The following is a 25,077-nucleotide window of genomic DNA, read 5'->3' on the forward strand; positions in this document are numbered from 1 at the left end:
CGCAGCTTCCGGCGCGTCCTCAACCTCGGAGTGCTCGCCGCCACCGTCTGCACCCTCCTCACCGTGCTCCTCGGCGCCCAGCTGCTGACCTCCACGGCCGACCAGCTACGGGGCGCCCGGGGCGACGCCTTCGACTCGGTCGTCGCCCTGTCCCGCGCCCGCGCCGTCGCCTACGACGCCAATGCCGACGAGAGCCGGTACCTCCTAGACCCGGAGCGCCGCGGCAGGTACGCGGTCTCCTTTCTCGCCAAGTCGCAGCAGCTGTACGGCCTGAAGGGCGCCACGCTGTCCACGTACGACTCCGAACTCGCCACCACGTGGCGGGAGTACGGGTCCGATCACCACGATCTGCGCTTCACCGGAGAGTTCCGGCGCGAGCTCGACAACATCTCCTTTCCCGGAGAGCGGGCTGCTGCCGAGAAGACCGTGCAGACCTACTCCGTCTACCAGCGCGACGACCGGAGGATCCGCGCGCTGCTGGCCGCGGGCAAGGAGAAACAGGCGGTCGAGTTCTGCATGGGCTGGGAAGCGGGAACGTCCAACGCGCACTTCGGGCAGTGGATGGCCGGGTTGGACAGGGTGACCGACATCAACCGTGCCCACTTCACGGCCTCGGTCGACACGGGCCGCTCGGCGGTCACCGGCCTGCTCTCCTGGGCGGGCGGGCTGCTGCTCGCCACCGCCGCGCTCACCGTCTTCGGACTGCGGCCCCGGCTGGCCGAGTTCCGTTAGGGGGCGTGCGGGCTCGGCAGCGGCCCGAAGCAGCGCGGGGTCGTTACGACACGCGGCTCCATCGCGTGGGCGTGACCGGCCACGACGGCGCCGCAGCGGAATGCTACGGCGGCACATCGCAGCTCTCCCCGCACAGCCTGCCCCGCGGAGCGCTACGCGTCCGCCAGCCGCGTCTCCTCCAGGTCCAGGGAACGCTGCAGCCGACGGCGGGTGGTGTCGCTGATGGCGTGGTCGTCGTACAGGCGCTGCAGTTCGCCCGTCTCGACGGCGATGAGGTCGCGGCGCAGCTGGCGGTAGACCAGGTCGGCGGACTCGGTCGCGTCTCCGTCACTGTCCTGCGGCGCGAGGCGGTCGCGGGCGTCGTCGAGGCGGGCCGACAGGCTACGGCGGAGGCGGTCGAGGACGACGTCCGGTACGACCTCCAGTTCCGCGAGTTCCTCCAGTCGGGCCAGGCCGGCGTGTGCGAGGTGGGAGCGGGCCTCCGCTTCCTCGCGTGCGGTGTGGGCGGGCTCCAGGGCGATGCCGGAGCGTTGGACGACCGGGGCGAGGGTGAAGCCCTGCACGACGAGGGTGACGACCACGACGGAGGTGGTCAGGACGAGGACGAGCGGCCGGTCCGCGAGTGCGGTGCCGTTGTCCGCGACCTCGGGGATGGACAGGGCGGCGGCCAGCGGCATCACGCCTCGGGTGCCTGCCCAGGTCAGGACCACGGGGATCCGCCAGTTCATGCGGGTGATGCCGCCCTTGCGCTGCACGACCGCCGACAGCGGGGCCAGCCACAGCATGCGTACGGCGACGAGTGTGGCGGCGACGGCCAGGGCGTACAGCGGCCAGGCATGGTCGCCGTCGTCCAGTGCCCGCACCTGCGCGGGCAGGGCCAGCCCGATGAGGCTGAAGACCACGCTTTCCAGCAGGAACACCACCGTGCCGTACACCGCGTGCAGCTGGAGCCGGATGCGTGCGTTGGTGAGACGGTCGCCCCGGCCGCCCAGGACCACACCGGCCACCACGCACGACGTCACCCCCGAGGTGTGCGCCGCCTCTGCCAGCAGGTAGGCCGCGTACGGGGTTACCAGGGCGATCACCGTCTCCAGTACCGGTTCCTCGGTGCGCCGGCGGATCAGGGCGATCACGCCCGCGACAGCCGCGCCGATCAGAGTGCCGCCGCCGGCCAGCAGCAGGAACTCGCCACCCGCCGCGCCCCAGCCGGATGCCGCGGACGCCACGGCGATGCCCGCGGCCACCCGGACCAGCACCAAGGAGGTCGCGTCGTTGAAGAGGCTCTCCGCCTGCACGAGTACCTGGACCTTGGGCGGCAGGGCGAGTCGTCTGCCCAGCGCGGTGACGGCGACCGGGTCCGTGCTGGCCAGGATCGCGCCCAGCACGAACGCCATCTGCCACGACAGTGGCGTCACCAGCGCCGCCACCGCGCCGACCGCCGCGGCGGACGCCAGGACCAGGCCGATGGCGAGGATCCCGACCGGCTTCCACACCGCGCGCAGCTCCCGCCAGGGCATCTCCTCGGCCGAGGCGTAAAGCAGTGGCGGGAGCACGACGAGGCCGATGATATCGGGGCTGATCTCGATCTGAGGGGTACCCGGCAGCAGGGCAACGCCAAGGCCGGCGACCACGAGCAGGGAGGGCGCGGGGATGCGCCACCGGCGCGCGAAGGTGGAGACCACCGTCGCGAGGACCACGAGGGCGAGAACCGTCCCCACACTGCGCATGCCTTCTCCCTGGACCCCGAACGGGAGACACCCTGACTCCCCGCCGACCAGACTTCCCGGCACACCGCCTTCACCCTATCGGGCCACCGCACGTCAAGACAGTGTCAAGGTCCTCGTGACCAGCGACAAGGAAGCGCTAACGACGCCCCCTTCCGGCCCGCGAAGGGGCTTGTGTAAGGGGAGGATCCCTTCTGCGCAAGGGAGTTGGACCAGTGAGCGGAGTGCGTCGGCGGCGATGAGTGACGTGCGGCCAGGACGACTGAAGGTCTACCTCGGGGCAGCTCCCGGAGTCGGCAAGACCTACCGCATGCTCGACGAGGGGCGGCGCCGCGCCGCCCGCGGGGCGGACGTGGTGGTGGGCTTCGCCGAGTGCCACGGCCGACCCCGCACGGAGGCGATGCTCGACGGCCTGGAGGTCGTCCCCCGTGCCCGCTGCTCCTACCGTGGCGGGCAGTTCCAGGAGATGGATCTGGGAGAGGTCCTCGCCCGCCGCCCGCAGGTCGCGATCGTCGACGAGTTCGCCCACAGCAACGTCCCCGGCGAGGGCCGCAACCCCAAGCGCTGGCAGGACATCCAGGCACTGCTCGACGCGGGCATCGACGTCGTCACCGCGCTGAACATCCAGCACTTGACCTCCCTCAACGACGTGGTCGAGAAGATCACCGGGGTGCCGCAGCACGAGACGGTCCCCGACGAGATCGTACGCCGGGCCGACCAGGTCGAGCTGGTGGACATGCCCCCGGAGGGCCTGCGGCGCCGCATGGCCCACGGCAACGTCTACGCCCCAGAGAAGGTCGACGCGGCGCTCGCGAACTACTTCCGGCCCGGCAACCTCACCGCGTTGCGGCAGCTGGCCCTGCTGTGGGTTGCCGACCGGGTCGACGAGGCGCTCCAGGAGTACCGCTCCCAGCACGGTATCGGCGGGGTGTGGGAGACCCGCGAGCGGGTCGTGGTGGCCCTGACTGGCGGCCCGGAGGGCGACACACTGATCCGGCGGGCCGCCCGCATCGCAGACCGGGCGGCCGGGGGCGACCTCCTCGCTGTGCACGTGGCGCGCAGCGACGGTCTCGCGGCCGGGGTGTCGCACGCCTCGCTGGCCCGGCAGCGGCGGCTGGTGGAGGACCTCGGCGGCAGCTACCACTCGGTCGTCGGCGACGACGTGGCCACCGCGCTGGTGGAGTTCGCCCGTGCCGAGAGCGCCACCCAGCTCGTCCTCGGCACCAGCCGCCGGGGTCGCCTGGAGCGGTTCCTGACCGGGCGGGGCACGGGCGAGACCGTGACGGAGCTGTCCGGCGACATCGACGTCCACCGGGTCACGCACGAGCGGGCCGGGCGCGGGACCCTGCTCCCGCACCGGCGCCGCACCCTGTCGACGGGCCGGCTGATCGCGGGTCCGGTGGCCGGGCTGGCGCTGCCGGTGCTGCTCACGGTCGTCCTGGCGCAGGTACGGGGGACGGTGAACCTGACCAGCGAGGCGCTGCTGTTCCTGCTGGCCGTGGTGGGGGTCGCCTGCATAGGCGGGGTCGCCTCCGCAGTGATCGCGTCGGTGACGGCGTCGCTGCTGCTCAACTACTGGTTCATTCCGCCCGTCGGGCAGTTCACGCTGGAAGACCCCAACGCGTTGCTGGCCCTGGGCGTGTTCGCGGTCGTGGCGGCCGCCGTCGCCGCTGTCGTCGACCGCTCCCTGCGCCTGTCGCGCCGCTCGGCCCGGGCCACCGCCGAGGCCGAGACCATGTCGTCCCTGGCCGGCAGCATCGTACGCGGCGGCGCGACCATTCCGGCGCTGCTGGAGCGCACGCGGGAGACCTTCGGCATGGAGTCGGCGGAGCTGGTGGACGAGCCGCCCGACGCCGACGGCGTCACCGCCGTTCCGGCCGGTCCCGGCGAGTATCTCGTCCTGGGAGGCCGTACCCTCTCGTCCTCCGAGCGGCGGGTGCTGGCCGCCTTCGCCGCGCACGTCGGATCCGCGGTGGAACGGGCCCGGCTCGCCGAGGCCGCCGCCGAGATCGAGCCGGTCAGGGCCGCCGACCGGATGCGTACGGCGCTGCTGCGGGCCGTCGGCCACGACCTGCGCACCCCGCTCGCCGCGGGCTGGGCAGCGGTCACCTCGCTGCGCAGCCGGGACGTCGAGTTCTCGCCGGAGGACCGTGACGAACTCCTCGCCACCGCCGACGAGTCCATGGCCAGGCTCAGCCGACTGGTGGAGAACCTCCTCGACCTCAGCCGGCTGGAGGCCGGAGCCCTCACCCTGAACCTGCGCGCGGCCACGCTGGAGGAGGTGCTCCCCATGGCGCTCGCTGACACCCCAGGCGTCGAGGTGACGGACATGCAGGAGATTCCGGCGGTGCGGGCCGACCCGCCGCTGCTGGAGCGGGCGATCGCCAACCTGGTCGGCAACGCCGCCCGTCACACGCCAGAGGGGGAGAAGGTGCTGGTGACCGCCAGTGCCTTGGCAGGCCGGGTGGAGCTGCGGGTCGTGGACCGCGGGGCCGGTCTTCCCGCCGACGGACGAGAGAGGCTCTTCGAGCCGTTCCAGCGGCTCGGCGACACCGACAACACCACCGGCCTCGGCCTCGGGCTGGCCCTCGCCCGCGGCCTGACCGAAGCGATGAACGGGACGCTCACCCCCGAGGACACCCCCGGCGGCGGTCTGACCATGGTCGTGTCGCTGCCGTTCGCGGACCGGACCGAAGCGGCGGAGTACCACTCGCACCCTCGTGGTGCGCGGAGCACAGGAGGTACCTGATGAACGCTGAGACAGGGAGATGGCGAAGGTCGGGCCGTCCCAAGGGGCCCCGCCTCACATTGGCGGCTGCCTGGCAACCGCGGGACCGGCTCGCCCTGACTGCGGGCCTGGTCACTCCGTTCCTGGTGGCCCTGGCGCTCGTTCCGTTGCGCACGGATCTCTCCCACACCAACGCCGCCCTCATCCTGGTCGTGGTGGTTGTCGCGGTCTCCGCACTGGGCAGCCGTACGGCGGGGGTGCTCGCGGCGCTGTCGGCGGCGGCATGGTTCGACTTCTTCCTCACGAGGCCGTACAAGACGTTCGACATCACCGCGTCGGCGGACGCCGAGACGGCGGTCCTGCTGCTGGCGGTCGGCCTGATCGTGTCCCAACTGTCGGCCAGGTCCCGCCGCTTGGAGGTCATCACGGTCACGGACGCCGCTCACCTCTCGCGCATCCACCGCGTCGCGGCCCTCGACGCGGACACCGTCGTCGACGAGGTCCGCCGCGAACTCACCGAACTGCTCGGCCTGGACGCCTGCCGTTTCGAGTACGGCACCCTGCTGGGACAGCCACCTCGGTTGCGGAACGACGGAAGCGTGACGGTGGGCAGGCGCTCCTGGGATGTGGACGCGGCGGGCTGGCCCGAGGGCGGCATCGAACTGCGCGTCCATGGCAACGGCCGCTACCTGGGCCGCTTCATGCTCACCCCGGGGCCTGGTCGCGTACCCCCGCTCCGGGCCCGGCTGGTCGCGGCGACCCTCGCCGATCAGACAGGGGCCGCCCTGGACACGTCGGGGCCGGCCAGCTGAGCCGTCCGGAGCTCACTCCAGGCCGGAGACCTTGAACACAGCGCGGGCGGTCTCGCGGTCGACGCGCCGGGAGACGAGGCTCAACGCGGTCGCACCGCACAGCAGAGTGCCGTCCGACGCCGACTTCCGGGCGCCCTCGTCCAAGCGGTACCAGACCTGGGGACTGGTCACCAGCACCTCGGGATCGATCTCGACCCGTCCGCCGAGCGCGTCCCGCAGCAGAAGCCGCTGGGAGATGCCGTCCAGGCAGCGGACGGACACCAGCAGGTCGGTACGAACCCGGCGCTCACGCAGCAGTCGGCGTGAGGCCAGCCAGCCCTCGCCGACGGACACGCGGGCGGGGCAGAGCACCGCGAAGAGCAGCCCTGCCAGGGCGAGCCAGAGGGCGGTACGCCAGAAGGCGAGCCGGCCGGTGTCCCAGTCGATGACGAGCAGCAGGGCGAGCAGCCCGGCCGCGCAGCGGACCGAGCTCAGCAACTCCCGTGACCACTGCGGGTCGTTTGTGGCCTCGGTGGGAGTCTCTCCCCGCGCCTCGCCGTGGCGTGCCATGACGGCGACGATAGGGAGGGGGAGGGCTGGTGACAGTCAGTTTGATGCGGTCCTGACGTATCTCTAGCGGTCCTCGATGTCCTGACCGCGACTGACAGCCGTTACCGGGATCAGACAGCCGTCAAGATCCCGTCAAAGTAGGCGGCCTGGGCGCGAAGATGCCGCTAGGAGCAGTCGGAGGCGACGGGAACGGGACACAACCTGGAGTGCACCGCGCACTCTTCGGCCCCTCGTGCGCGGCCCTGAAGAAGGAGTCCGTGTCCATGTCCGTTCTGACCACCGAGCCGGATGCCGTCCCGGGCGGCGAGGAGCCGCCTGATACCGGTGAGCGCCATCGGCTGACGGCCGTCACCGGTCTCGCCGCTCTGTCGCTGGACGCGATGGCGTCGGTGGCGTACGGTCCCGAGGCGATCGTCCTCGTCCTGGCCGCCGCCGGTGCGCACGGGCTCGGTTTCACGCTGCCGGTGACGCTGGCGATCGCCGGTCTGCTGGGGGTGCTGGTCGCCTCCTACCGCCAGGTGATCGCGGCCTTCCCGGACGGCGGCGGTTCCTACGCGGTGGCCAGGACCCACCTGGGGGCGCGTACGAGCCTGGTGGCGGCGGCCTCGCTGGTGCTGGACTACGTCCTGAACGTCGCGGTGGCCGTCACCGCCGGTGTGGCGGCCCTGACGTCGGCGTTCCCGGCCCTCTACGACGACCGGCTGTGGCTGTGCCTGGCCGTTCTCGCCCTGATCACGGCGGTCAATCTGCGCGGGATCGTGGAGTCGGCAAGGGTGTTCATCGTGCCGACGGTCGTCTTCGTCGGCTCGATCCTCGTCGTCATCGCCGTCGGGCTGTTCCGGTCCGAGCCGGTCAGTACGGTGACCGCGGCCGGTCATGCCTCGGTGGTCGCCGCCAACGCCTCGGCCGTGGGGGCGCTGCTCCTGCTGAAGGCCTTCGCCTCCGGTTGTGCCGCGCTGACGGGTGTGGAGGCACTCGCCAACGCCGTGCCTTCCTTCCGCGTCCCGCGCGTCAAGCGGGCCCAGCGGGCGGAGGTCGCCCTCGGCGCCGTCCTCGGCCTGATGCTCATCGGGTTGTCGGTGCTCATCGGCCGCTTCCACCTCCAGCCGGTCGAGGGAGTCACCGTCCTCGCCCAGCTCGCGGACGCCTCCCTCGGCCACAACGGGGCCTTCTACGTCATCCAGTTCGCGACGATGATCCTGCTGGCCCTGTCGGCGAACACGTCCTTCGGCGGGCTTCCGGTGCTGCTGAAACTGCTCGCCCGGGACAACTACGCGCCGCACGTCTTCGCCCTCAAGGCCGACCGCCAGGTCCACCGGCACGGCGTCCTGGCGCTGGCCTCCGTCTCGGCCGCGCTGCTGGTGTTCTCCGGCGGCGACACCAACACCCTGGTCCCGCTCTTCGCGATCGGCGTGTTCGTCGGGTTCACGGTCGCCCAGGTGGGCATGGTCCTCCACTGGCGCCGGGAGCGGGGGAGGGGATGGCAGGCAAGGACGGCGCTCAACGGCTTCGGCGCGCTGCTCACCGGCGTCGCGACCGTCGTCGTCACGGTGGAGAAGTTCACCGAGGGCGCGTGGCTGATCGTGATCGCCCTGCCGCTGCTGGTGGCCGCCTTCGAGACCGTGCACCGCGCCTATGGCCGGATCGGCGAACGGCTCGGCCTGGGCCGTATACCCGAGGCCCCGCACCGTGAGCGCTCGCTGGTGATCGTGCCCGTCTCGTCCCTGTCCAGGCTGACGTCGGAGGCGCTCACGGCCGCCTCCTCCCTCGGCGACGAGGTCCGCGCGGTCACCGTGTGCTGTCCGGATCCCGAGGACCGGGCAGCCCTGCACGCCCTGGAACGGTCCTGGGCCCAGTGGGACCCGGGTGTGCCCCTCGTCCGGGTGACCAGCGAGCGGCGCAGTCTGGGCCGCCCGATAGCCGCCTACGTCCGTGAGGTGGCCGCCGCCGAGCCGGGCACCCGCGTCACCGTCCTGATCCCGGAGACGGAACCGGAGCGGCTGTGGCAGCGGCTGCTGCAGAACCAGCGGGGCGGAGTCGTCGCGCACGCCGTGCGGCGGGAGACGGACGCGGTGATCTGCCGGCTCCGCTTCCGGCTGATGTGAGCCGGGCCGTGCGCCGGACGTTCCGTACCGCAGGACTGGTCCTCCTCGACGTCCGGGGCCAGGGAGAGCCGAGCGGACAGCGAAAACTCGAAAATTCGAGGAATGCTGCTCGGAGACCGGGGTATGCGCGAGCGTGTCGGTCGTAGGACCGGCCAGGACGAGACCGATCGACCGGGAAGGGCGCATCATGACGACGACCACCGTGCAGACCGCCGAGCCGAAGGTGGACGTTCCCCGGATCGCGGACCCTTCCAAGGTCGCGCCGAAGGACGCACGGGAGTTGTCGAAGGTGTTCTTCGACCAGCTGACGGTGCTGGAGGAGGGCACGCCCGATTACCAGTACGCGCGCAACACGCTGATCGAGATGAACATGTCCCTCGTCCGCTACGCGGCCGGCCGGTTCCGCAGCCGCGGTCCGGAGGAGATGGAGGACATCGTCCAGGTCGGCATGATCGGCCTGATCAAGGCGATCGACCGCTTCGAACTGTCCCGTGAGGTGGAGTTCGCGTCCTTCGCCGTCCCTTACATCGTCGGTGAGATCAAGCGGTTCTTCCGCGACACCTCCTGGGCTGTGCATGTGCCCCGGCGTCTGCAGGAAGCCCGCGTCCAGCTGGCGCGCGCCAACGAGGAACTGCACACCCGGCTCGGCCGGACACCGACGATCAGCGAACTGTCCGAACTGATGAGCCTCCCCGAGGAGGAGGTCGTCGAGGCCCAACTGGCCTCCAACGGGTACCGTTCGGCCTCCCTGGACGCGGCGATCAGCGGCAGCGAGGACGGCGAAGCCGCCCTGTCCGACTTCATCGGCGACGAGGACGCGGCCCTCGGACTGGTCGAGGACTTCCACGCTCTCGCACCGATGATCGCCGGACTGAGCGAACGTGACCGGCAGATCATCCACTGGCGCTTCGTCGACGAGCTCACCCAGGCCCAGATCGGTGAACGCCTCGGCGTCTCCCAGATGCATGTGTCGCGGCTCATCACGCGCCTCCTGGCCCGACTGCGCGAAGGCATGCTCAGCACCCACTGACGCGCTGACGGGGGTGATCCGGCGGGATCCGGCCCCGGTGATCGGGACCACCCGGTGTTCCGGCCCAGGGGCGTTATGCCGTCGTACCGGACGGCCACCGGTCACCGGCCATCGGGCCGTTGGAGTCCGGACGCGCGCTTTCGTGGGCCCGGCCGACATTTCGGCCGGGCCCCGTCGTACGTCGGCATGCGCAGGAGTCACCGACGGCGGCAGGGGTAGTCGTGCTGCAGTCGGGGGCGGGACGGGCACGCGCGATGGAACCCGTGCGACCTCCTGCCGTGTATCCGTCCCCGGCCCCATCGCCACGTCCGTGCGCCGCACGCGGGACGGTCCCGCAGCTGAGCCGAGCGAGCCGAGCTGAGCTGAGCAGAGTTCAGAGGAAGCGCCTGATCGGGGTCACCGCGGCTTCCTTGACGCGTTGCAGCATGGTTCGCCGTCTCCATCGGGTGACGTCGATGTCCACACTGTTCTTGAGGTCCGCCTCGTAGTCCCGTTCGAGCGATGCGGTGAACTCCTCGTCCAGTACGGCGAGCATCACCTCTTCGTCGTGGTCCATGGACCGGCGGTTGAAGTTGGTGGATCCGATGAGGGAGGCAACCGAGTCCACAGTGATGATCTTGGCATGCATCATGGTCGGCTGGTACTGGCGGATGTGCACACCTGCTTGCAACAGACGCGTGTAGTGGTGTTGACCGGCCAGCTGACAGGCGCGCTGGTCAGTGTGGGGCCCGGGCAGCAGGATCTCGACGCGAACGCCGCGACCAGCGGTTTCGCACAGCAGGTCGATGAAGTAGGGGTCCGGAGCGAAGTAGGCGGTGGCCAGCCGGAAGCTCTCCTCGGCGGAGCAGAGCATGACCCGGATGAGGGTCTGCATGTCCTGCCAGCCGATGCTCGCGGAGCCGCGAACGACCTGTACCACCGACGAGCCGGCCTGCGGGTGATCCGTGAAGCGGTCACGGTCGTCGAAGAGTTCGTCGTGGCACTCGGCCCAGTTCTGTGCGAACGCGGCCGCGATGCCGTCGACGGCAGGACCGCGTACCTGGACGTGGGTGTCCCGCCACTCGGCGGGGTTGCGCGCATCGCCGCACCATTCCTCCGCGATGCCGACGCCGCCGGTGAAGGCGGTGTGCTCGTCGACGACGAGGGCCTTGCGGTGGCAGCGGTGGTTCTGCTTGAACGGTGACAGCCACGCGGGCTTGCGGAACCAGGCCACTTCCACTCCGGCGGTGGTCATGAGGTCCAGGAAACGCCGCTCGATCTTCTTGGCGCCGAAGCCGTCGAGCAGGAGCCGGACACGCACCCCCTCGCGGGCACGGTCGGCCAGAGCGGCGGCGAAGTCGTGGGCGATCTGACCCCGCCAGTACACGAAGGTCATCATGTCGATGGTGTGCCGAGCGGAGCGGATCGCCCCGAGCATCGCGGGGAAGATCTCGTCACCGTTGCGCAGGGGCACCAGGACGTTGCCTTCGGTGGCGGCCACGCCGATCAGCCGCTCCAGGCGACGGCGCAGGCGCCGCTTGCGCTCCTCCGTGTCAGGCGCGGTGTCGCGGGCAGGGGGTGCAGGTATGTCGCCGAGTGTCACGCCGAATCTCCCACTGGACCATGGATGCCGAACGTCATGGGCCGTTGAGCGAGCCCGAACAACCGCGTTCCCGGTGAGCGCCGAGGTACTCCAGCCGTCGGCCGGCCTGTCGCTCCCTGCTGGACGACGCTCTCCGAGTCGCTGATCGACCCGGCCGGCGCGACGGTGACACATGATCGGTTCGCCCCGGGACTCGTTTTCCCTCCGGGCCTGCCGAACCGGTGCGCCCGGTCGCTCTCACTCGTCGGTGCGAGGCCGGAGGACCACCACTGGGATCTCGCGCTCGGTCCATGCCTGGTACATCTCGAAGTCGGCGTAGACCTCCAACAGCAGCGGCCAGAGGCGAGCGCGTTCCCGTGGATCCGCGGTCCGGGCCCGAACGGGTCTCCGCTCGGCGCGGATCTGCACCTGGGTGTCGGGGTGGGAGCGCAGATTGAGATACCACTGGGGGTCCTTGGGGAGCCCACCCTGGGAGGCCACGACAATGGTGTCGGGCCCATCGGTCATGTAGAGCAGCGGCGTGGTGTGGAGCCTGTCGGACTTTCGGCCGCGATGGTCGAGGAGCAGCACGGGAACGGGCTTGCGGAAGCCGGCGGCGACGCGCCACGTGCCGCCGAGCCGGCCACTGGTGCGGCGGTAGCACCACACCTGGATCCTGGCCATGTACTTGAAGAGTTTCGGCAGGAGCGGGGAGTCCAGTTGCTTGGGCCGTGGACGCTGAGGTGACACGGATCGCCTCCGATCGGGCAACCGACCGGTTCGTGGCGACTGGCCGGGTGCCAGGCGTCACCTGGTCGGTATATGGGAGCGCATGGTCTTTTACAGCTTGCGGAAGTCCCAGGAGACGGTCTTCGTGGGTGTCAGGCGGATCCACGCGTGCCGACCGTCGTGCGGCATGGCCTCCAGGCCGAAGTTCTTGCGGGCGAACAACGGCTCCAGCGCGTCGAGTTCGGTGCACGGTTCTCCGCTGCGGGGGATCTCGCCCACGAACTCCACGGTGCCTGACAGTTCGACCCCGCGCAGCTCGCCGTACCCCTCACCGGAGTCGACGACGACAGCGACGCGCGGGTCGTGTCGAAGGTCGGCCCATCGCTTGCTGCGCACGATGGAGTACAGCCACAACGAGGTGCCGTCCCATGCGAACCAGAGGGCGCTGACGTGCGGAGCGCCGTCGCGGGAGGTGGTGGCGACTCGGCACATGCGCTCGGTGGCGAGGAACTCGTCCAGTTCCGCCGGCGTCATCATGATCTTCCGGCTCCTGCGCTGAGTCGCAGCCATGCGGGGCCTCTCTTCTCTTGCGCCAGGGTGCCAGGGAGGAGGGTGTATCTGACGCAGCGTCAGAAGCATGGGCCATTTTCCATAAGCCTGCAATGGCCGGGAGACCCCTCGGGTTCCCGCACCCGTCACCGCGGCCGTCCGGGGGCGGCTCAAGAGGTGAGCAGCGCCTCGGTCCCGGGCGCAGGTCGGCGTGGAACAGGTCGAAGCCCGGGACGGACCCGTCGTGGTCGACTCCGCCGAAGCCGGGGTGTCCGCCGGGACGGAAGCCGGCCCACCCGTCGCGCGGACCCGGGCCCGTCCGCCCTCACTTGCTCCGCTGACCGCCCGCCTCAGGCTGTCCCAGGTGGGAGGCGAGGACGGCGGCCTGGACGCGGCGCTGCACGCCCAGCTTGGCCAGCAGGCGGGAGATGTGGTTCTTGACCGTCTTCTCCGACAGATAGAGCCTCTTGCCGATCTCGCGGTTTGTCAGGCCGTCGCCGATCAACGCCAGGATGTCCCTCTCACGGGGCGAGAGACTCGCCAGCTCGGACGGTACGGCAGGGGTCTGAACAGGGTCGGCCCGCAGCGAGCGCATCAGACGGGCCGTGGTCTCGGGGTCCAGCATCGACTGGCCCGAGGCCACCGTACGTACCGCCGAGACGAGGTCGGAGCCCTTTATCTGCTTGAGGACGTAGCCGGAGGCGCCCGCCATGATCGCGTCGAGCAGGGCCTCCTCGTCGTCGAACGAGGTCAGCATCAAGCAGGCCAGCTCGGGCATCTGGCTGCGCAGCTCCCGGCAGACGGAGATGCCGTCGCCGTCCGGCAGGCGCACGTCGAGGACGGCGACGTCGGGGCGCAGCGCGGGGCCCCGGGCGAGCGCGTGATCGACGGTGCCGGCGTCGCCGACCACGGAGATGTCGGGCTCGGAGTCGAGCAGGTCGGCCAGACCGCGACGGACGACCTCGTGGTCGTCCAGCAGGAACACCCGGATCGGGTTCTGCTCGCTGAAGGCGCGTGGCTCTGGCACGGTGTGACACCTCGTTCCCCGTCTGAGGACAGGCTGACGGCCGTCCGTGCTGCCGATCATCACGCGCCCGGACCGGATGCACTAGGGCCGACCGGCCCCACTCGCCCGGAGCTGTCCGCCCTGACAGGCCCGGCACGATGACGCCGGTCCGCGCGGACGCGCGGATCAGGACGTGCCGCAAGGCTTTCCCGGAGACTTCGCGGGGCCGGAGGTCGAGGCCCGCCCACCGGTGTCCCGGCCGCGGCCGTACGGCCCGCCGGACCCGGGCCGTACGGCCCTGCCTGTGGGCGCTGTCCGGCACTCCCCCATGGTGATCACGAACGACGAGCATCGAAGCGGAGAACAAGAACCGAGGAGAGGAACGGCGATGACCGCAACCGTGACAGTCGGCGACCGGGTCGGCGAGGCCTGGCTGGGCTTCGCCGGGACCCGCTGGCGCGACCTGATCGACGTGCGCGACTTCATCCAGGCCAACTACACCCCGTACGAGGGTGACGCGTCCTTCCTGACAGGTTCCACGGACCGCACCCGGGCGGTCTGGGAGAAGGTCAGCTCCCTGTTTCCCGAGGAGCGGGCCCGGGGCATCCTCGACGTGGACGTCACGACGCCCTCGACGATCACCTCGCACGCGCCCGGCTGGATCGACCGCGACCGTGAACTGATCGTCGGTCTCCAGACGGACGCCCCGCTGAAGCGGGCGATCATGCCCAACGGCGGCCTGCGGATGGTGGAGAACGGCCTGAAGGCGTACGGGTACGAGGCCGACCCGTTCGTGGCAAAGGTCTTCGGGACCTACCGCAAGACCCACAACGACGGTGTCTTCGACGCGTACACGCCCGAGATGCGGACCGCTCGCAAGGTCGGCATCATCACCGGGCTGCCCGACGCCTACGGCCGTGGCCGGATCATCGGCGACTACCGGCGTGTCGCCCTGTACGGCACCGACCGGCTGATCGAGGCCAAGCGCGCCGAGAAGGCCCTGCTGAACGGCAGCCCGTCGACCGAGCACGTCATCCGGGACCGAGAGGAACTCGCCGAGCAGATAAAGGCGTTGGGTGAACTGACCCGGATGGCGGCGACGTACGGCTGTGACGTCTCCCGGCCGGCCGCCACCGCGCACGAGGCCGTGCAGTGGCTCTATCTCGGCTATCTCGCCGCGGTGAAGGAGCAGAACGGCGCCGCGATGTCGCTGGGCCGCACCTCCACCTTCCTGGACGTGTATCTGGAACGGGACCTGGTCGACGGGCTCATCGACGAGTCGCGCGCCCAGGAGCTGATCGACGACTTCGTGATCAAGCTGCGGATCGTGCGGTTCCTGCGCACCCCCGAGTACGACGCCCTGTTCTCCGGCGACCCGACCTGGGTGACGGAGTCCATCGGCGGCATCGGCACGGACGGCCGCACGCTGGTCACCCGCACGTCCTTCCGTTTCCTCCAGACCCTCCACAACCTCGGCCCCGCCCCCGAACCCAACCTCACCGTTCTGTGGTCGCCCCGACTGCCCGCCGGCTTCAAGGAGTTCTGCGCCCAGGTGTCCATCGACACCAGCGCGGTGCAGTACGAGTCCGACGAGCTGATCCGCTCCCACAGCGGTGACGACACCGCGATCGCCTGCTGTGTCTCCGCCATGGCGGTGGGCAAGGAGATGCAGTTCTTCGGGGCGCGCGTCAACCTGGCCAAGGCACTGCTGTACGCCGTCAACGGTGGCCGCGACGAGATGACCGGCGACCAGGTCACCCCCGAGGCGGCACCTCTGACGGGGGAGTACCTGGAGTACGAGCAGTTGTCGGCCGCGTACGACCGCGTCCTGGACTGGCTGGCGGAGACGTACGTCAACACCCTCAACGTCATCCACTTCATGCATGACAAGTACGCCTACGAGCGCATCGAGATGGCCCTGCACGACCACCCCGTGCACCGCTTCATGGCCTGCGGCGTCGCCGGACTCTCCGTCGCCGCGGACAGCCTGTCCGCCGTGAAGTACGCCCGGGTCAAGGTGATCCGGGACGCCACCGGGCTGGCCGTCGACTTCCTGACCGAGGGCGAGTTCCCGGCGTACGGCAACAACGACGACCGTGCCGACGCCATCGCCGTCGGGCTGGTGGAGTCGTTCATGGCGAAGGTCCGCCGGCACCCCACCTACCGGGACGCCGAACACACCCAGTCGGTGCTGACCATCACCTCGAACGTCGTCTACGGCAAGCACACCGGCAACACCCCCGACGGCCGACGTGCCGGAGAGCCCTTCGCGCCCGGCGCCAACCCGATGAACGGCCGGGACCGGCACGGGGTCGCCGCCTCCGCGCTCTCGGTCGCCAAACTCCCCTACGAGCAGGCCCGCGACGGCATCTCACTGACGACCACCATCACCCCCGAAGGGCTGGGGCACGTCCCCGAGGAGCGTGCGGGGCACCTGGTGGGCATCCTCGACGCCTACACGGCTGCCGGCGGCTTCCACATGAACGTCAACGTGCTGGACCGGGCGACCCTGCGGGACGCCATGGAACACCCTGAGAAGTACCCCGAGTTGACGATCCGGGTCTCCGGATACGCCGTCAACTTCGTCCGCCTGACCCGCGAGCAGCAGCTCGACGTGATCAGCCGCACCTTCCACGGGTCGATGTGAAGGTGACGAAGGTGGAAGGGGCCAAGGCGAATGGCGCGACGGTGAAAGGGGCGACGGTGAAGGCGCCCACCGGGCGGATCCACTCCTGGGACCTGTCCACCGGCGTGGACGGTCCCGGGACCCGGTTCGTCCTCTTCCTCAGTGGCTGCCCGTTGCGCTGCCTGTACTGCGCCAACCCTGACACCTGGCACATGCGTGACGGGCGGGAGACGACGGTCGACGAGGTGATGACGGAGATCGAGAAATACCGCGCCTTCGTCACCACCGCAGGGGGAGGAGTCACCCTCACCGGCGGGGAAGCACTGCTGCAACCCGCCTTCACCGCCGCGCTGCTGCGCCGCTGCAAGGAAGCCGGACTGCACACCGCCCTGGACACGTCCGGCTTCCTCGGCGCGCGTGCCACCGACGAACTCCTCGCCGACACCGATCTGGTCCTGCTGGACATCAAGGCGTTCGACATCGCCACCTACCGGAAACTGACCGGCGGGCGCCTCGCCCCCACGCTCAGTTTCGCGACCCGCCTCGACCGCCTCGGGGTGCCGATGTGGATCCGCTATGTGCTGGTCCCCGGCTGGACCGACGATCCGCGGTCCGTGGACGCCCTGGCCCGTTTCGTCGCGGAACTCGGCACGGTGAAGCGGGTCGACGTACTGCCCTTCCACAAACTCGGAGCCTCCAAGTACGAGGCCCTCGGCATTCCCTTTCCACTGCGGGACACCCCGGCTCCCGGCCCGGACCTGATCGAGAGCGTCCGAAGGCGCTTCAGGGAACAGGGCGTGCCCGCCTCCTGACGGGGCTTGTGGGAAGCGACATCCGGCCTCTGCCCGCTTGGTCCACCAGCCCGGGAACGACCACGGGAACCGCCTGCCGGGCAAGTCGCATCCGCCCCGACGACCCCTGTGGACGGGGCCGTTCGGCCCCATGATCGCGGACCTTCGGCATCCGGTGGTGCACGTCCGGTGCCGCGAGAGTGGTCGGTGTCAGGCAATGCTCCGACCGTCCCCGAAGGGATCACCGTCATGGCCGTGCGCGAGCGCCCGCACCGGCGCCCGGGTTTCCGCCTGCCGTCGTCGCGCGGCAACCGGACCGCTTGCGCCGGGTCGGGGCTTGCCGCTGTCGCCGGGTCCGTGGTGATGGCGCTGCCGCGGATTGCCGAGTGGCCGCCGGACAGGCATCGGCAGGGACTGGGCCGGGCTGCCCTTCGCCGCGACCACAGAAGGCTGCACTGAGTAACGACGGCCCGGCGGGCCCGTCACCCGGCCCGCCGTCCCGGGCCGTGCGGGGGGTCGGTCGGCCTCGAATCGGGACCAGTGGCCCCTACACGCCGAACCGCCACAAGACGACGCTGGAATCGGATTCATCACCCCAGGAGGTGGAGATCATGCTCCGCACCATCACCGTAGGTCTCGACGGCTCGCAGGAGAGCCGGGCAGCCGCGGAATGGGCGGCCCGCGAGGCGAAGCTCCGCGGTCTGCCGCTGAAGATCGTGCACGTGTGGGAGCCGGTGCCGGAGCCCATGGCGCAAGCTCCGCTCCTGGGGGCCGAGACCCAGCAGCACTGGACCGAGCGGGTTCCCCGGGAGGCCGCCGAGGGAATAGCCCGGCGCCACCCCGGCGTCGAGGTGCGCACGGAGCAGGTCTCCGGTAACCCTGGTGACGCACTGGCCGAGGCGGCGAAGAGCGCCGAACTCCTCGTCCTCGGCTCGCGTGGCTTCGGCGGGATCAGCGGGTTCATGGTCGGCTCGGTCGGACTGTCCGCCGTGGCGCACGCGGAACGCCCCGTCGTGCTGGTCCGTGCGCTGGAGGTGGCCGCCGACGAGCACGAGACGGACCCGGCGGGCATCCCGTCCGCCGCGACCCCGTTCCGGCCCGTGGTCCTCGGACTCGACGTCGACCACCCGGACGACACCCTGATCGAGTTCGCCTTTGAGGCCGCCCAGCGACGCGCCACCTCCCTGCACGTCGTCCACGGATGGAACCCGCCGCCCTACTTCGCCTACGGCACGGCCGCCAACCCGGCGCTGCACGAAGCACTCTCCCTGAGCGCGTCCGAGGCCGTGACCGAGGTGCTGGGCCCCTGGCGGAAGAAGTTCCCGGACGTCGAGGTCGTCGAGACGTCCCGCTACGGCAGCGGGGCCGTCCATGTCGTGGAAGCCTCCCACGACGCGTCGCTGGTTGTCGTGGGCCGGCGTATCCGCCGTAACCCCTTCGGTACCCACATCGGTCATGTCACCCATGCCGTCCTGCACCACTCCACCGCTCCCGTCGCCGTCGTCGCGCACGGCTGATCCCGTCCCTCCCGAGGAGAAGAGACCCATGAAGGCAGCTGTCGTACGAGCGTTCGGTGAACCCCTGGTCATCGAGGAGCGCCCGGACCCCGAGCCGGGTCCTGGCCAGGTCCGGGTCCGGGTGGAGGCCTCCGGGCTGTGCCACACCGACATCCACGCCGCTCACGGTGACTGGCCGGTCAGGCCCAGCCCGCCGTTCGTGCCCGGGCACGAGGGCGTGGGCCTGGTGGAGGCGCTCGGCGCGGGTGTCACCCATTTGTCCGTCGGGCAGCGGGTCGCCGTGCCCTGGCTGGGCAGGGCGTGCGGACGGTGCGAACACTGTCTGTCCGGCTGGGAGACGCTGTGCGAGCAGCAGATCAACACCGGGTACGGGTGCGACGGCGGGTACGCCGAGAAGATGCTCGCGTGGGCCGACTTCGCCCAGCCGGTGCCCGACGGGATCAGCGCGCTGGAGGCCGCCCCGCTGACCTGCGCCGGCGTCACCACGTACAAGGCGCTCAAGGTCGCCGGTGTCCGGCCCGCGCAGCTCGTGGCGATCTCCGGGGTCGGCGGGCTCGGTCACCTGGCCGTGCAGTACGCGAAGATCGCCGGGGCCACCGTCGCCGCGATCGACGTCACCGACGAGAAGCTGCGACTGGCCGCAGAACTCGGCGCGGACATCGTCATCGACGCCCGCAAGGAGGACGTCGGCAAGGTCCTCAAGGAGCACGGCGGGGCCCACGCCGCCATCGCGCTCGCGGTGAACGACGCTGCCTTCGAGGCCGTCAACTCCGGCCTGCGACGCGGCGGGAAGCTGGTCATGGTGGCACTGCCGGCGCACGGCACGGTCCGGGTGCCCATCTTCGACACCGTCCTGAACGGAACCTCGGTGATCGGCTCGATCGTCGGGACCCGGCAGGACCTCGCCGAGGTCTTCCAACTGCACGCGGCCGGCCGGACCAAGGTCATCTACGAGGCCCGCCCCCTCGCGTCCGTCAACGACTCCATCGACGAGGTGCTGCGTGGCGAGGTGAAGGCCCGCATCGTCTTCGACCTCGGCATGGGACGGTGAGAGGGATGGACCTTCCGATCGTCGTCGGCGTGGACGGCTCCGAACCCAGTCTGCGGGCTGTCGACTGGGCGGCCGACGAGGCCGCACTGCGCGGGGCACCGCTCCGGCTGGTGTACGCCTCCCTCTGGGAACGCTACGAGGGCGCCGCTCTCGCCCAGGACTTCGGCAAGCCTTCCGAGCAGGTGATGGCCGAGGACATCGTGCGGACCGCCGCACAGCGTGCCCGGCTGCGCCATTCCGACCTCAGGATCTCCACCGACGTACTGCCGGAGGAGCCCGAGTACGCGCTGGTCCGCGAGGGACACGGGGCCGCCGCGCTGGTCCTCGGCACCCGCGGTCGCAGCGGCGTCGTCGAGATGCTGCTCGGATCGGTCAGCCTGGCCGTCGCCGCGCACGCGACCTGCCCGGTGATCGTGCTGCGCGGCAGCCACGACAACCAGGTCAGGGCAGGAGCGCGAGGCCGAATCGTCGTGGGCGTCGGCGAGCGGGCGACGGACTCCGCCGCCCTGCGCTTCGCCGTCCAGGAGGCGGAGCTGCGCCACGCGACCCTGGAAGCCGTACGGGCCTGGCGGCGCCCGGTGCACGAGAGCACCGACCACCCCCTGCTTGCCGGCGAGCCCGCCCGTCTGCACGAGCAGCAGGCCGCCGAGGTCCTGGAGCAGGCACTGAAGGACGCACCCGAAGGGGTGGATCTCAGCCGGCGCACGGTCGAGGGTCCCGCCCGCCGGGTTCTTACGGACGCCTCCCACGGGGCCGACCTGCTGGTGGTCGGGGCCCGGCGCAACCCGGGACACCTCGGCCTCCAGCTGGGGCGCGTCGCCCACGCGGTACTGCACCGGTCCGCCTGCGCCGTCGCGGTCGTACCCGAGCGGGCGTGACCTTCGTGGAAGGGCACGGACGACAGCGGGGCGCGGACGCTGGCCGGGCGCGCACTCCGTCCACCGCGTCCGGCGCCTGTCGTCGCCTTCGACGACGTACCGGCGCGCCGGGGAGATCCCGGTGCAGTACCAGTGCCCGCCGCGTGTGCTTGCGCCCGGCCAGCCGGGTACCCGTCACCCGCACCCGCTCCGCCGCCCGATGATCCCCAGCCGACGACTTCCGGAGTCTCACTCATGTCCAAGGTCGAACACCAGGACGCGACCGTACTTTCCGACTCAGAGCTGCGCACGTTGGAGGCGCACTGGCGGGCCGCCAACTATCTGACCGCCTGTCAGATCTACCTGATGTCCAATCCGCTGCTGACCGAACCCCTGACGCCGGAACACATCAAACCGCGCCTCCTCGGCCACTGGGGCACCTCACCCGGCCTCAACCTCGTGTACACGCACCTCAACCGGGTGATCAAGGCACGGGGGCTCGACGCGCTGTGCGTGTGGGGGCCGGGCCACGGGGGGCCGTCGATCCTGGCCAACTCCTGGCTGGAGGGCAGCTACAGCGAGACCTACCCGGACGTGTCGCGGGACGCGGAGGGGATGGCGCGGCTGTTCCGCCAGTTCTCCTTCCCCGGCGGCGTGCCCAGCCATGTCGCCCCCGAGACGCCGGGCTCGATCCACGAGGGCGGAGAGCTCGGCTACTCGCTCTCCCACGCGTACGGCGCCGCGCTCGACAACCCGGACCTGCTGGTCGCCTGCGTGATCGGCGACGGCGAGGCGGAGACCGGGCCGCTGGCCGCTTCCTGGCACTCCAACAAGTTCCTCGACCCCCTCCACGACGGCGCGGTCCTGCCGATCCTGCACCTCAACGGCTACAAGATCGCCAACCCGACCGTGCTCTCCCGGCTCCCGGAGTCCGAACTCGACCAGCTGCTGCGGGGATACGGCCACGTGCCGATCCATGTCACGGGCGACGACCCGGCCCAGGTGCACCGGGCCATGGCGGCGGCGATGGACGACGCCCTGGACCGCATAGCCGCGATGCAGCGGAGCGCCCGCGAGGACGGTGTGGCCGAGCGCGTGCACTGGCCCGTGATCGTGCTGCGCACGCCGAAGGGCTGGACCGGTCCCGCCGAGGTGGACGGCGAGCCCGTCGAGGGCACCTGGCGTGCCCACCAGGTGCCGCTGGCCGGCGTCCGCGAGAACCCCGAGCACCTTCGCCAGCTGGAGGCCTGGCTGCGCTCCTACCGGCCCGAGGAGCTCTTCGGCCCGGACGGCCGCCCCTCCGCCGACGTCCTTGCCTGCGTACCCGACGGCACCAAGCGGCTCGGTGCCACTCCGCACGCCAACGGCGGTCTGCTCCTGCGCGACCTGCCCGTCGCGCCGCTGGACGAGTTCGCCGTACCCGTCGACAAGCCGGGCACCACCCTGCACGAGCCGACACGGGTGCTGGGCGATCTCCTGGCGCGGGTGATGAAGGACACCGGCGGACGCCGGGACTTCCGCCTCGTCGGACCGGACGAGACCGCGTCGAACCGGCTGCAGGCAGTCTTCGACGTCAGCGGAAAGGCATGGCAGGCCGAACACCTGCCGGTCGACGAGCACCTCGACCATCACGGGCGGGTGATGGAGATCCTCTCCGAACACACCTGCCAGGGCTGGCTGGAGGGCTATCTGCTCACCGGACGCCACGGACTGTTCTCCTGCTACGAGGCGTTCGTGCACATCGTCGACTCGATGGTCAACCAGCACATCAAGTGGCTTAAGACATCACGGGAGTTGGCGTGGCGTTCCCCGATCGCCTCCCTCAACTACCTTCTGACGTCGCATGTCTGGCGGCAGGACCACAACGGCTTCTCGCACCAGGACCCCGGCTTCGTCGACCACGTCCTCAACAAGAGTCCCGAGGTCGTACGGGTGTATCTGCCGCCGGACGCCAACACCCTGCTGTCGGTGGCGGACCACGCACTGCGCAGCCGCGACTACGTGAACGTGATCGTGGCGGGCAAGCAGCCCTGCTTCGACTGGCTGTCCATCGACCAGGCCCGCGCCCACTGCGCCCGCGGCGCCGGCATCTGGGAGTGGGCCGGCACGGAGAACGGCGGCGAGCCGGACGTGGTGCTGGCCTGCGCCGGCGACGTACCGACCCTGGAGGTGCTGGCCGCCGCGCAGTTGCTGCGCCGTCACCTCCCGGATCTCGCCGTCCGCCTGGTCAACGTGGTCGACCTGGCCCGTCTGCTGCCCCGCGAGGAACACCCGCACGGGATGAGCGACTTCGAGTACGACGGCCTGTTCACCACGGACAAGCCGGTGATCTTCGCCTACCACGGCTACCCCTGGCTGATCCACCGACTCGCCTACCGCCGTACCGGCCACAACAACCTGCACGTACGCGGCTACAAGGAGTCGGGCACCACGACCACGCCCTTCGACATGGTCGTCCGCAACGACCTCGACCGCTACCGGCTGGTCATGGACGTCATCGACCGCGTCCCCGGCCTCGCCGTGCGCGCCGCCGCCGTACGCCAGACGATGGCGGACGCCCGCACGCGGCACCATGCCTGGATCCGCGAGCACGGCACCGACCTGCCCGAGGTCGCCGACTGGACGTGGAACGCCTGACAGTCCCGACCCGGCCCGCGCACCTCCCGCCCTTCCGAGGGGCGGGAGGTGCGCTGCACGGTTCACCTGGACCAGGGCGACACCTGCCCGTCGGCCGTCGAGGCCCGGGGGCGCTCCGCCGACGTGGCCGGGCAGGCCTCCTGCCGATGCTGCCGTAGGGTGCGAGCCCTCGGCCGCAACCGGGCACAGACCCTGCCGACCGCCTGCCGCACCCACGGCATGAGGCTCGACGGCTCAACTTCCTCGGCGTCTGCGACACCGATCCGGAGCTGAGCCCCGACGCGACGTTCGCCGCCGAACACCCCCACTCCGGGACGCAGGCGAGATCAGTGGTGGGCGGAGGGCAGCGCCGCTTCGCCGACGTCCGCGTGGGAGGAGGAAGCCCGGCCCGTCGAGGTCGCGGCTCCGGTACCCGGAGCGAACCGGACACCGGGGCCGACCTGTGGGGTTGTTCAGCCCGGGACCACGGCAACGGGGCAGGCGGCCCGGTGCAGGAGAGCGCGTACAGCCTCGTCCCATCGTGTACCGGGCCGTCGCCCCACCACGACCAGTGCGGCGCTCCCGGCGTGGTGCAGCAGGGCCTGGGCCGGTGTGAAGAGAACGACGTCTTCGAACATCGGAACGTGCGGATACCTCTCGCGCCAGGGACGCAGCACGTCGGCCAGGAGCTGCACCTCGTGGTCCTCCCAGGTCGCGCGGTCCCTCTCCGGCACGCCGAAGGGCCACTCGGCGGCACAGGGCGGAAGCGACCAGGCGTGCACGACGTGCAGGAGGGCGTGCCGTACCCGGGCGCTGTCGCAGGCGAAGTCGATCGTGTCGGCGGAAGGATCCCGGGCGTCCGTTGCGAGAAGGACCGTCCCGGAACCGTGTGCGGGTGCGGTCCGGTCCGGAACGAGGACCAGGGGCCGGCCGGCCGCCCGTACGGTGTCGGCGAGCCGGAGGCCGAGAGGCCCACCAGCCGCGTCGCTGCCGCGGGGGACGCCGTACACGATCATCTTCGCCTGCCCCGGTTCCGGCGGTGTGCCCTGGACCGTTCGCATCGGCAGACCGCGCAGCCGCGCCTCCCGCTCGGCCCAGTCGACCGCGGCGCGGCTCGGTGCCGACGGGTCGGTACAGGCAAGAATCACCTGGCTCCGTCGTACGTTCAGCTCGTCTTGTGCCCCCACCGTGGTCCTACCTGATCCCATTCCCTGCCCCATTCGTCCATGCGGCGCCGGTCGAGATGCCACCGGGCGACAGCTCCGCCACCGAACACCAGGCCGCCCAGGCCGGCCACGGCCGCGGCGCCCAGGAAGCCCGACTCGACGGCTGCCTCGGTGGAACTCGGTGGCGCGGCGGTGAGACGGCCCTGGCTGTCCTGCCACACCATGACACCGGCTCCGGCCTTGAGACCGCTGTCCGCCAGGGTTCGGCCGGTACGGATCGAACCGTCGGGCGTCGTCCAGCGCACGGATGCCATCCGGCGATCGGAGGTTCCGCCGACGGCGGTGGCGCTGAGGGGGACGTCTTCGACGAGTACGGCTCGTACGGACTGCCGATCGGCGCGTTGCAGCGCGAACACCTCGTCCGCGGCATGGAACGTCACCAGCCCGGCGATGCCGCCGCCCACGGTGAAGACCGTCCACACGGCCAGCACGACCCAGGCCTCGACGATGTCCTCGCGTCGACGCAGCGGATTGCTGCGCCACCGCCACATCCGTCGCTTCGTGTACTTGCCGCCACGGGGCATCGGTCCGGACATCGCCCTCCTCCTCGTCCTTGTCGTCCTCGTCGTCCTGACACTTCCGAAGATGACAGCCGAGGCCGTGCCGCGGCATGGGCCGACCGGGCGCCGACGCGGGTCCAGTCGGACCGGATCCACGGTCGGGAAGGGCAGGAGAAGGGGCCGGACGGCCCAGGCAGGGCGGATGATTACCGGACAAACTGAAAGCGCGGTGCAAAGCGCTCCGCTGGAAGTGCGGCGATGGGCCGTCGGTCGTCTGCGGCGCCGTCGTGGCTGGTCGCGCACTTCCCCGCGCCCCTTCGGGGCGCGGCCGTACCGCAGCGGACTTCGCCCCACTGCTCAGCCCGCAC

19 protein-coding genes are annotated in these 25,077 nt (G+C 70.7%); 11 read left to right on the forward strand and 8 right to left on the reverse strand.

From position 1 onward, the window contains the following. Window positions 1-30 precede the first annotated feature (30 nt). Window positions 31-732: a hypothetical protein gene (locus OG595_RS42575; protein ID WP_329281830.1), complete on the forward strand. Its 702-nt coding sequence runs from the start codon at window positions 31-33 to the stop codon at window positions 730-732. A gap of 152 nt (window positions 733-884) precedes the next feature. On the opposite strand, the gene OG595_RS42580 is transcribed toward OG595_RS42575, so the two are convergent. Next, on the reverse strand, window positions 885-2,459 hold the full coding sequence (locus OG595_RS42580) for a Na+/H+ antiporter (protein ID WP_329281832.1): 1,575 nt from the start codon (window positions 2,457-2,459) through the stop codon (window positions 885-887). A gap of 235 nt (window positions 2,460-2,694) precedes the next feature. On the opposite strand from OG595_RS42580, the gene OG595_RS42585 reads away from it, so the two are divergent. Further along, a complete protein-coding gene (locus OG595_RS42585; RefSeq protein WP_329281834.1) occupies window positions 2,695-5,205 on the forward strand; it encodes a sensor histidine kinase in 2,511 nt (836 codons plus the stop codon). Beyond that, complete coding sequence (locus tag OG595_RS42590) at window positions 5,205-5,996, forward strand: DUF4118 domain-containing protein (RefSeq protein WP_329281836.1); 792 nt, start codon at window positions 5,205-5,207, stop codon at window positions 5,994-5,996. Before OG595_RS42585 ends, OG595_RS42590 begins: the two co-directional genes overlap by 1 nt. 12 nt (window positions 5,997-6,008) lie before the next feature. On the opposite strand, the gene OG595_RS42595 is transcribed toward OG595_RS42590, so the two are convergent. Next, window positions 6,009-6,545 carry a hypothetical protein gene (locus OG595_RS42595; RefSeq protein ID WP_329281838.1) on the reverse strand — a complete coding sequence of 179 codons (537 nt, stop codon included), beginning with the start codon at window positions 6,543-6,545 and terminating at the stop codon, window positions 6,009-6,011. Window positions 6,546-6,808: 263 nt separating this feature from the next. Here OG595_RS42595 and OG595_RS42600 point away from each other — a divergent pair, with 263 nt between their 5' ends. Both OG595_RS42600 and OG595_RS42605 read left to right on the forward strand, forming a co-directional pair. Further along, window positions 6,809-8,650 (forward strand): APC family permease, encoded by a 1,842-nt coding sequence (locus tag OG595_RS42600; protein ID WP_329281839.1) that lies wholly within the window; start codon window positions 6,809-6,811, stop codon window positions 8,648-8,650. A 187-nt stretch (window positions 8,651-8,837) separates the two neighbouring features. Continuing rightward, complete coding sequence (locus OG595_RS42605; protein ID WP_329281841.1) at window positions 8,838-9,680, forward strand: RNA polymerase sigma factor SigF; 843 nt, start codon at window positions 8,838-8,840, stop codon at window positions 9,678-9,680. A 373-nt stretch (window positions 9,681-10,053) separates the two neighbouring features. Here the strand turns inward: OG595_RS42605 and OG595_RS42610 are convergent, their stop codons facing one another. The 4 genes from OG595_RS42610 to OG595_RS42625 all read right to left on the reverse strand — a co-directional run bounded on the left by OG595_RS42610 (window position 10,054) and on the right by OG595_RS42625 (window position 13,546). Further along, window positions 10,054-11,262, reverse strand: a complete 1,209-nt coding sequence (locus OG595_RS42610) for a phospholipase D-like domain-containing protein (RefSeq protein WP_443073303.1) — start codon at window positions 11,260-11,262, stop codon at window positions 10,054-10,056. A gap of 237 nt (window positions 11,263-11,499) precedes the next feature. After that, window positions 11,500-11,991, reverse strand: a complete 492-nt coding sequence (locus OG595_RS42615) for a nitroreductase family deazaflavin-dependent oxidoreductase (protein WP_329281843.1) — start codon at window positions 11,989-11,991, stop codon at window positions 11,500-11,502. A gap of 90 nt (window positions 11,992-12,081) precedes the next feature. Beyond that, complete coding sequence (locus OG595_RS42620; protein WP_329281845.1) at window positions 12,082-12,540, reverse strand: pyridoxamine 5'-phosphate oxidase family protein; 459 nt, start codon at window positions 12,538-12,540, stop codon at window positions 12,082-12,084. A gap of 304 nt (window positions 12,541-12,844) precedes the next feature. Then, entirely contained in the window at window positions 12,845-13,546 is a 702-nt protein-coding gene (locus OG595_RS42625; RefSeq protein WP_329281848.1) for a response regulator transcription factor, read from the reverse strand. A 367-nt stretch (window positions 13,547-13,913) separates the two neighbouring features. On the opposite strand from OG595_RS42625, the gene pflB reads away from it, so the two are divergent. The 6 genes from pflB to OG595_RS42655 all read left to right on the forward strand — a co-directional run bounded on the left by pflB (window position 13,914) and on the right by OG595_RS42655 (window position 23,004). Beyond that, on the forward strand, window positions 13,914-16,172 hold the full coding sequence (gene pflB, locus OG595_RS42630; protein WP_329281850.1) for a formate C-acetyltransferase: 2,259 nt from the start codon (window positions 13,914-13,916) through the stop codon (window positions 16,170-16,172). A 56-nt stretch (window positions 16,173-16,228) separates the two neighbouring features. Then, the gene (gene pflA / locus OG595_RS42635; RefSeq protein WP_329281852.1) at window positions 16,229-16,963 is read left to right on the forward strand and encodes a pyruvate formate-lyase-activating protein; all 735 of its coding nucleotides are present in this window, start codon (window positions 16,229-16,231) and stop codon (window positions 16,961-16,963) included. Window positions 16,964-17,553: 590 nt separating this feature from the next. Further along, window positions 17,554-18,459 (forward strand): universal stress protein, encoded by a 906-nt coding sequence (locus OG595_RS42640; protein WP_329281854.1) that lies wholly within the window; start codon window positions 17,554-17,556, stop codon window positions 18,457-18,459. 28 nt (window positions 18,460-18,487) lie between these two features. After that, complete coding sequence (locus OG595_RS42645) at window positions 18,488-19,510, forward strand: zinc-dependent alcohol dehydrogenase (RefSeq protein WP_329281856.1); 1,023 nt, start codon at window positions 18,488-18,490, stop codon at window positions 19,508-19,510. 5 nt (window positions 19,511-19,515) lie between these two features. Beyond that, entirely contained in the window at window positions 19,516-20,388 is an 873-nt protein-coding gene (locus OG595_RS42650; protein ID WP_329281858.1) for a universal stress protein, read from the forward strand. A 234-nt stretch (window positions 20,389-20,622) separates the two neighbouring features. Beyond that, window positions 20,623-23,004 carry a phosphoketolase family protein gene (locus OG595_RS42655; RefSeq protein ID WP_329281859.1) on the forward strand — a complete coding sequence of 794 codons (2,382 nt, stop codon included), beginning with the start codon at window positions 20,623-20,625 and terminating at the stop codon, window positions 23,002-23,004. 452 nt (window positions 23,005-23,456) lie between these two features. On the opposite strand, the gene OG595_RS42660 is transcribed toward OG595_RS42655, so the two are convergent. Further along, complete coding sequence (locus tag OG595_RS42660) at window positions 23,457-24,131, reverse strand: universal stress protein (protein ID WP_329281860.1); 675 nt, start codon at window positions 24,129-24,131, stop codon at window positions 23,457-23,459. Window positions 24,132-24,148: 17 nt separating this feature from the next. Beyond that, on the reverse strand, window positions 24,149-24,745 hold the full coding sequence (locus OG595_RS42665; protein WP_329281862.1) for an Rv1733c family protein: 597 nt from the start codon (window positions 24,743-24,745) through the stop codon (window positions 24,149-24,151). Between the last annotated feature and the right edge of the window lie 332 nt (window positions 24,746-25,077).

The sequence above is a fragment of the Streptomyces sp. NBC_01451 genome (assembly GCF_036227485.1).
GTDB lineage: Bacteria > Actinomycetota > Actinomycetes > Streptomycetales > Streptomycetaceae > Streptomyces.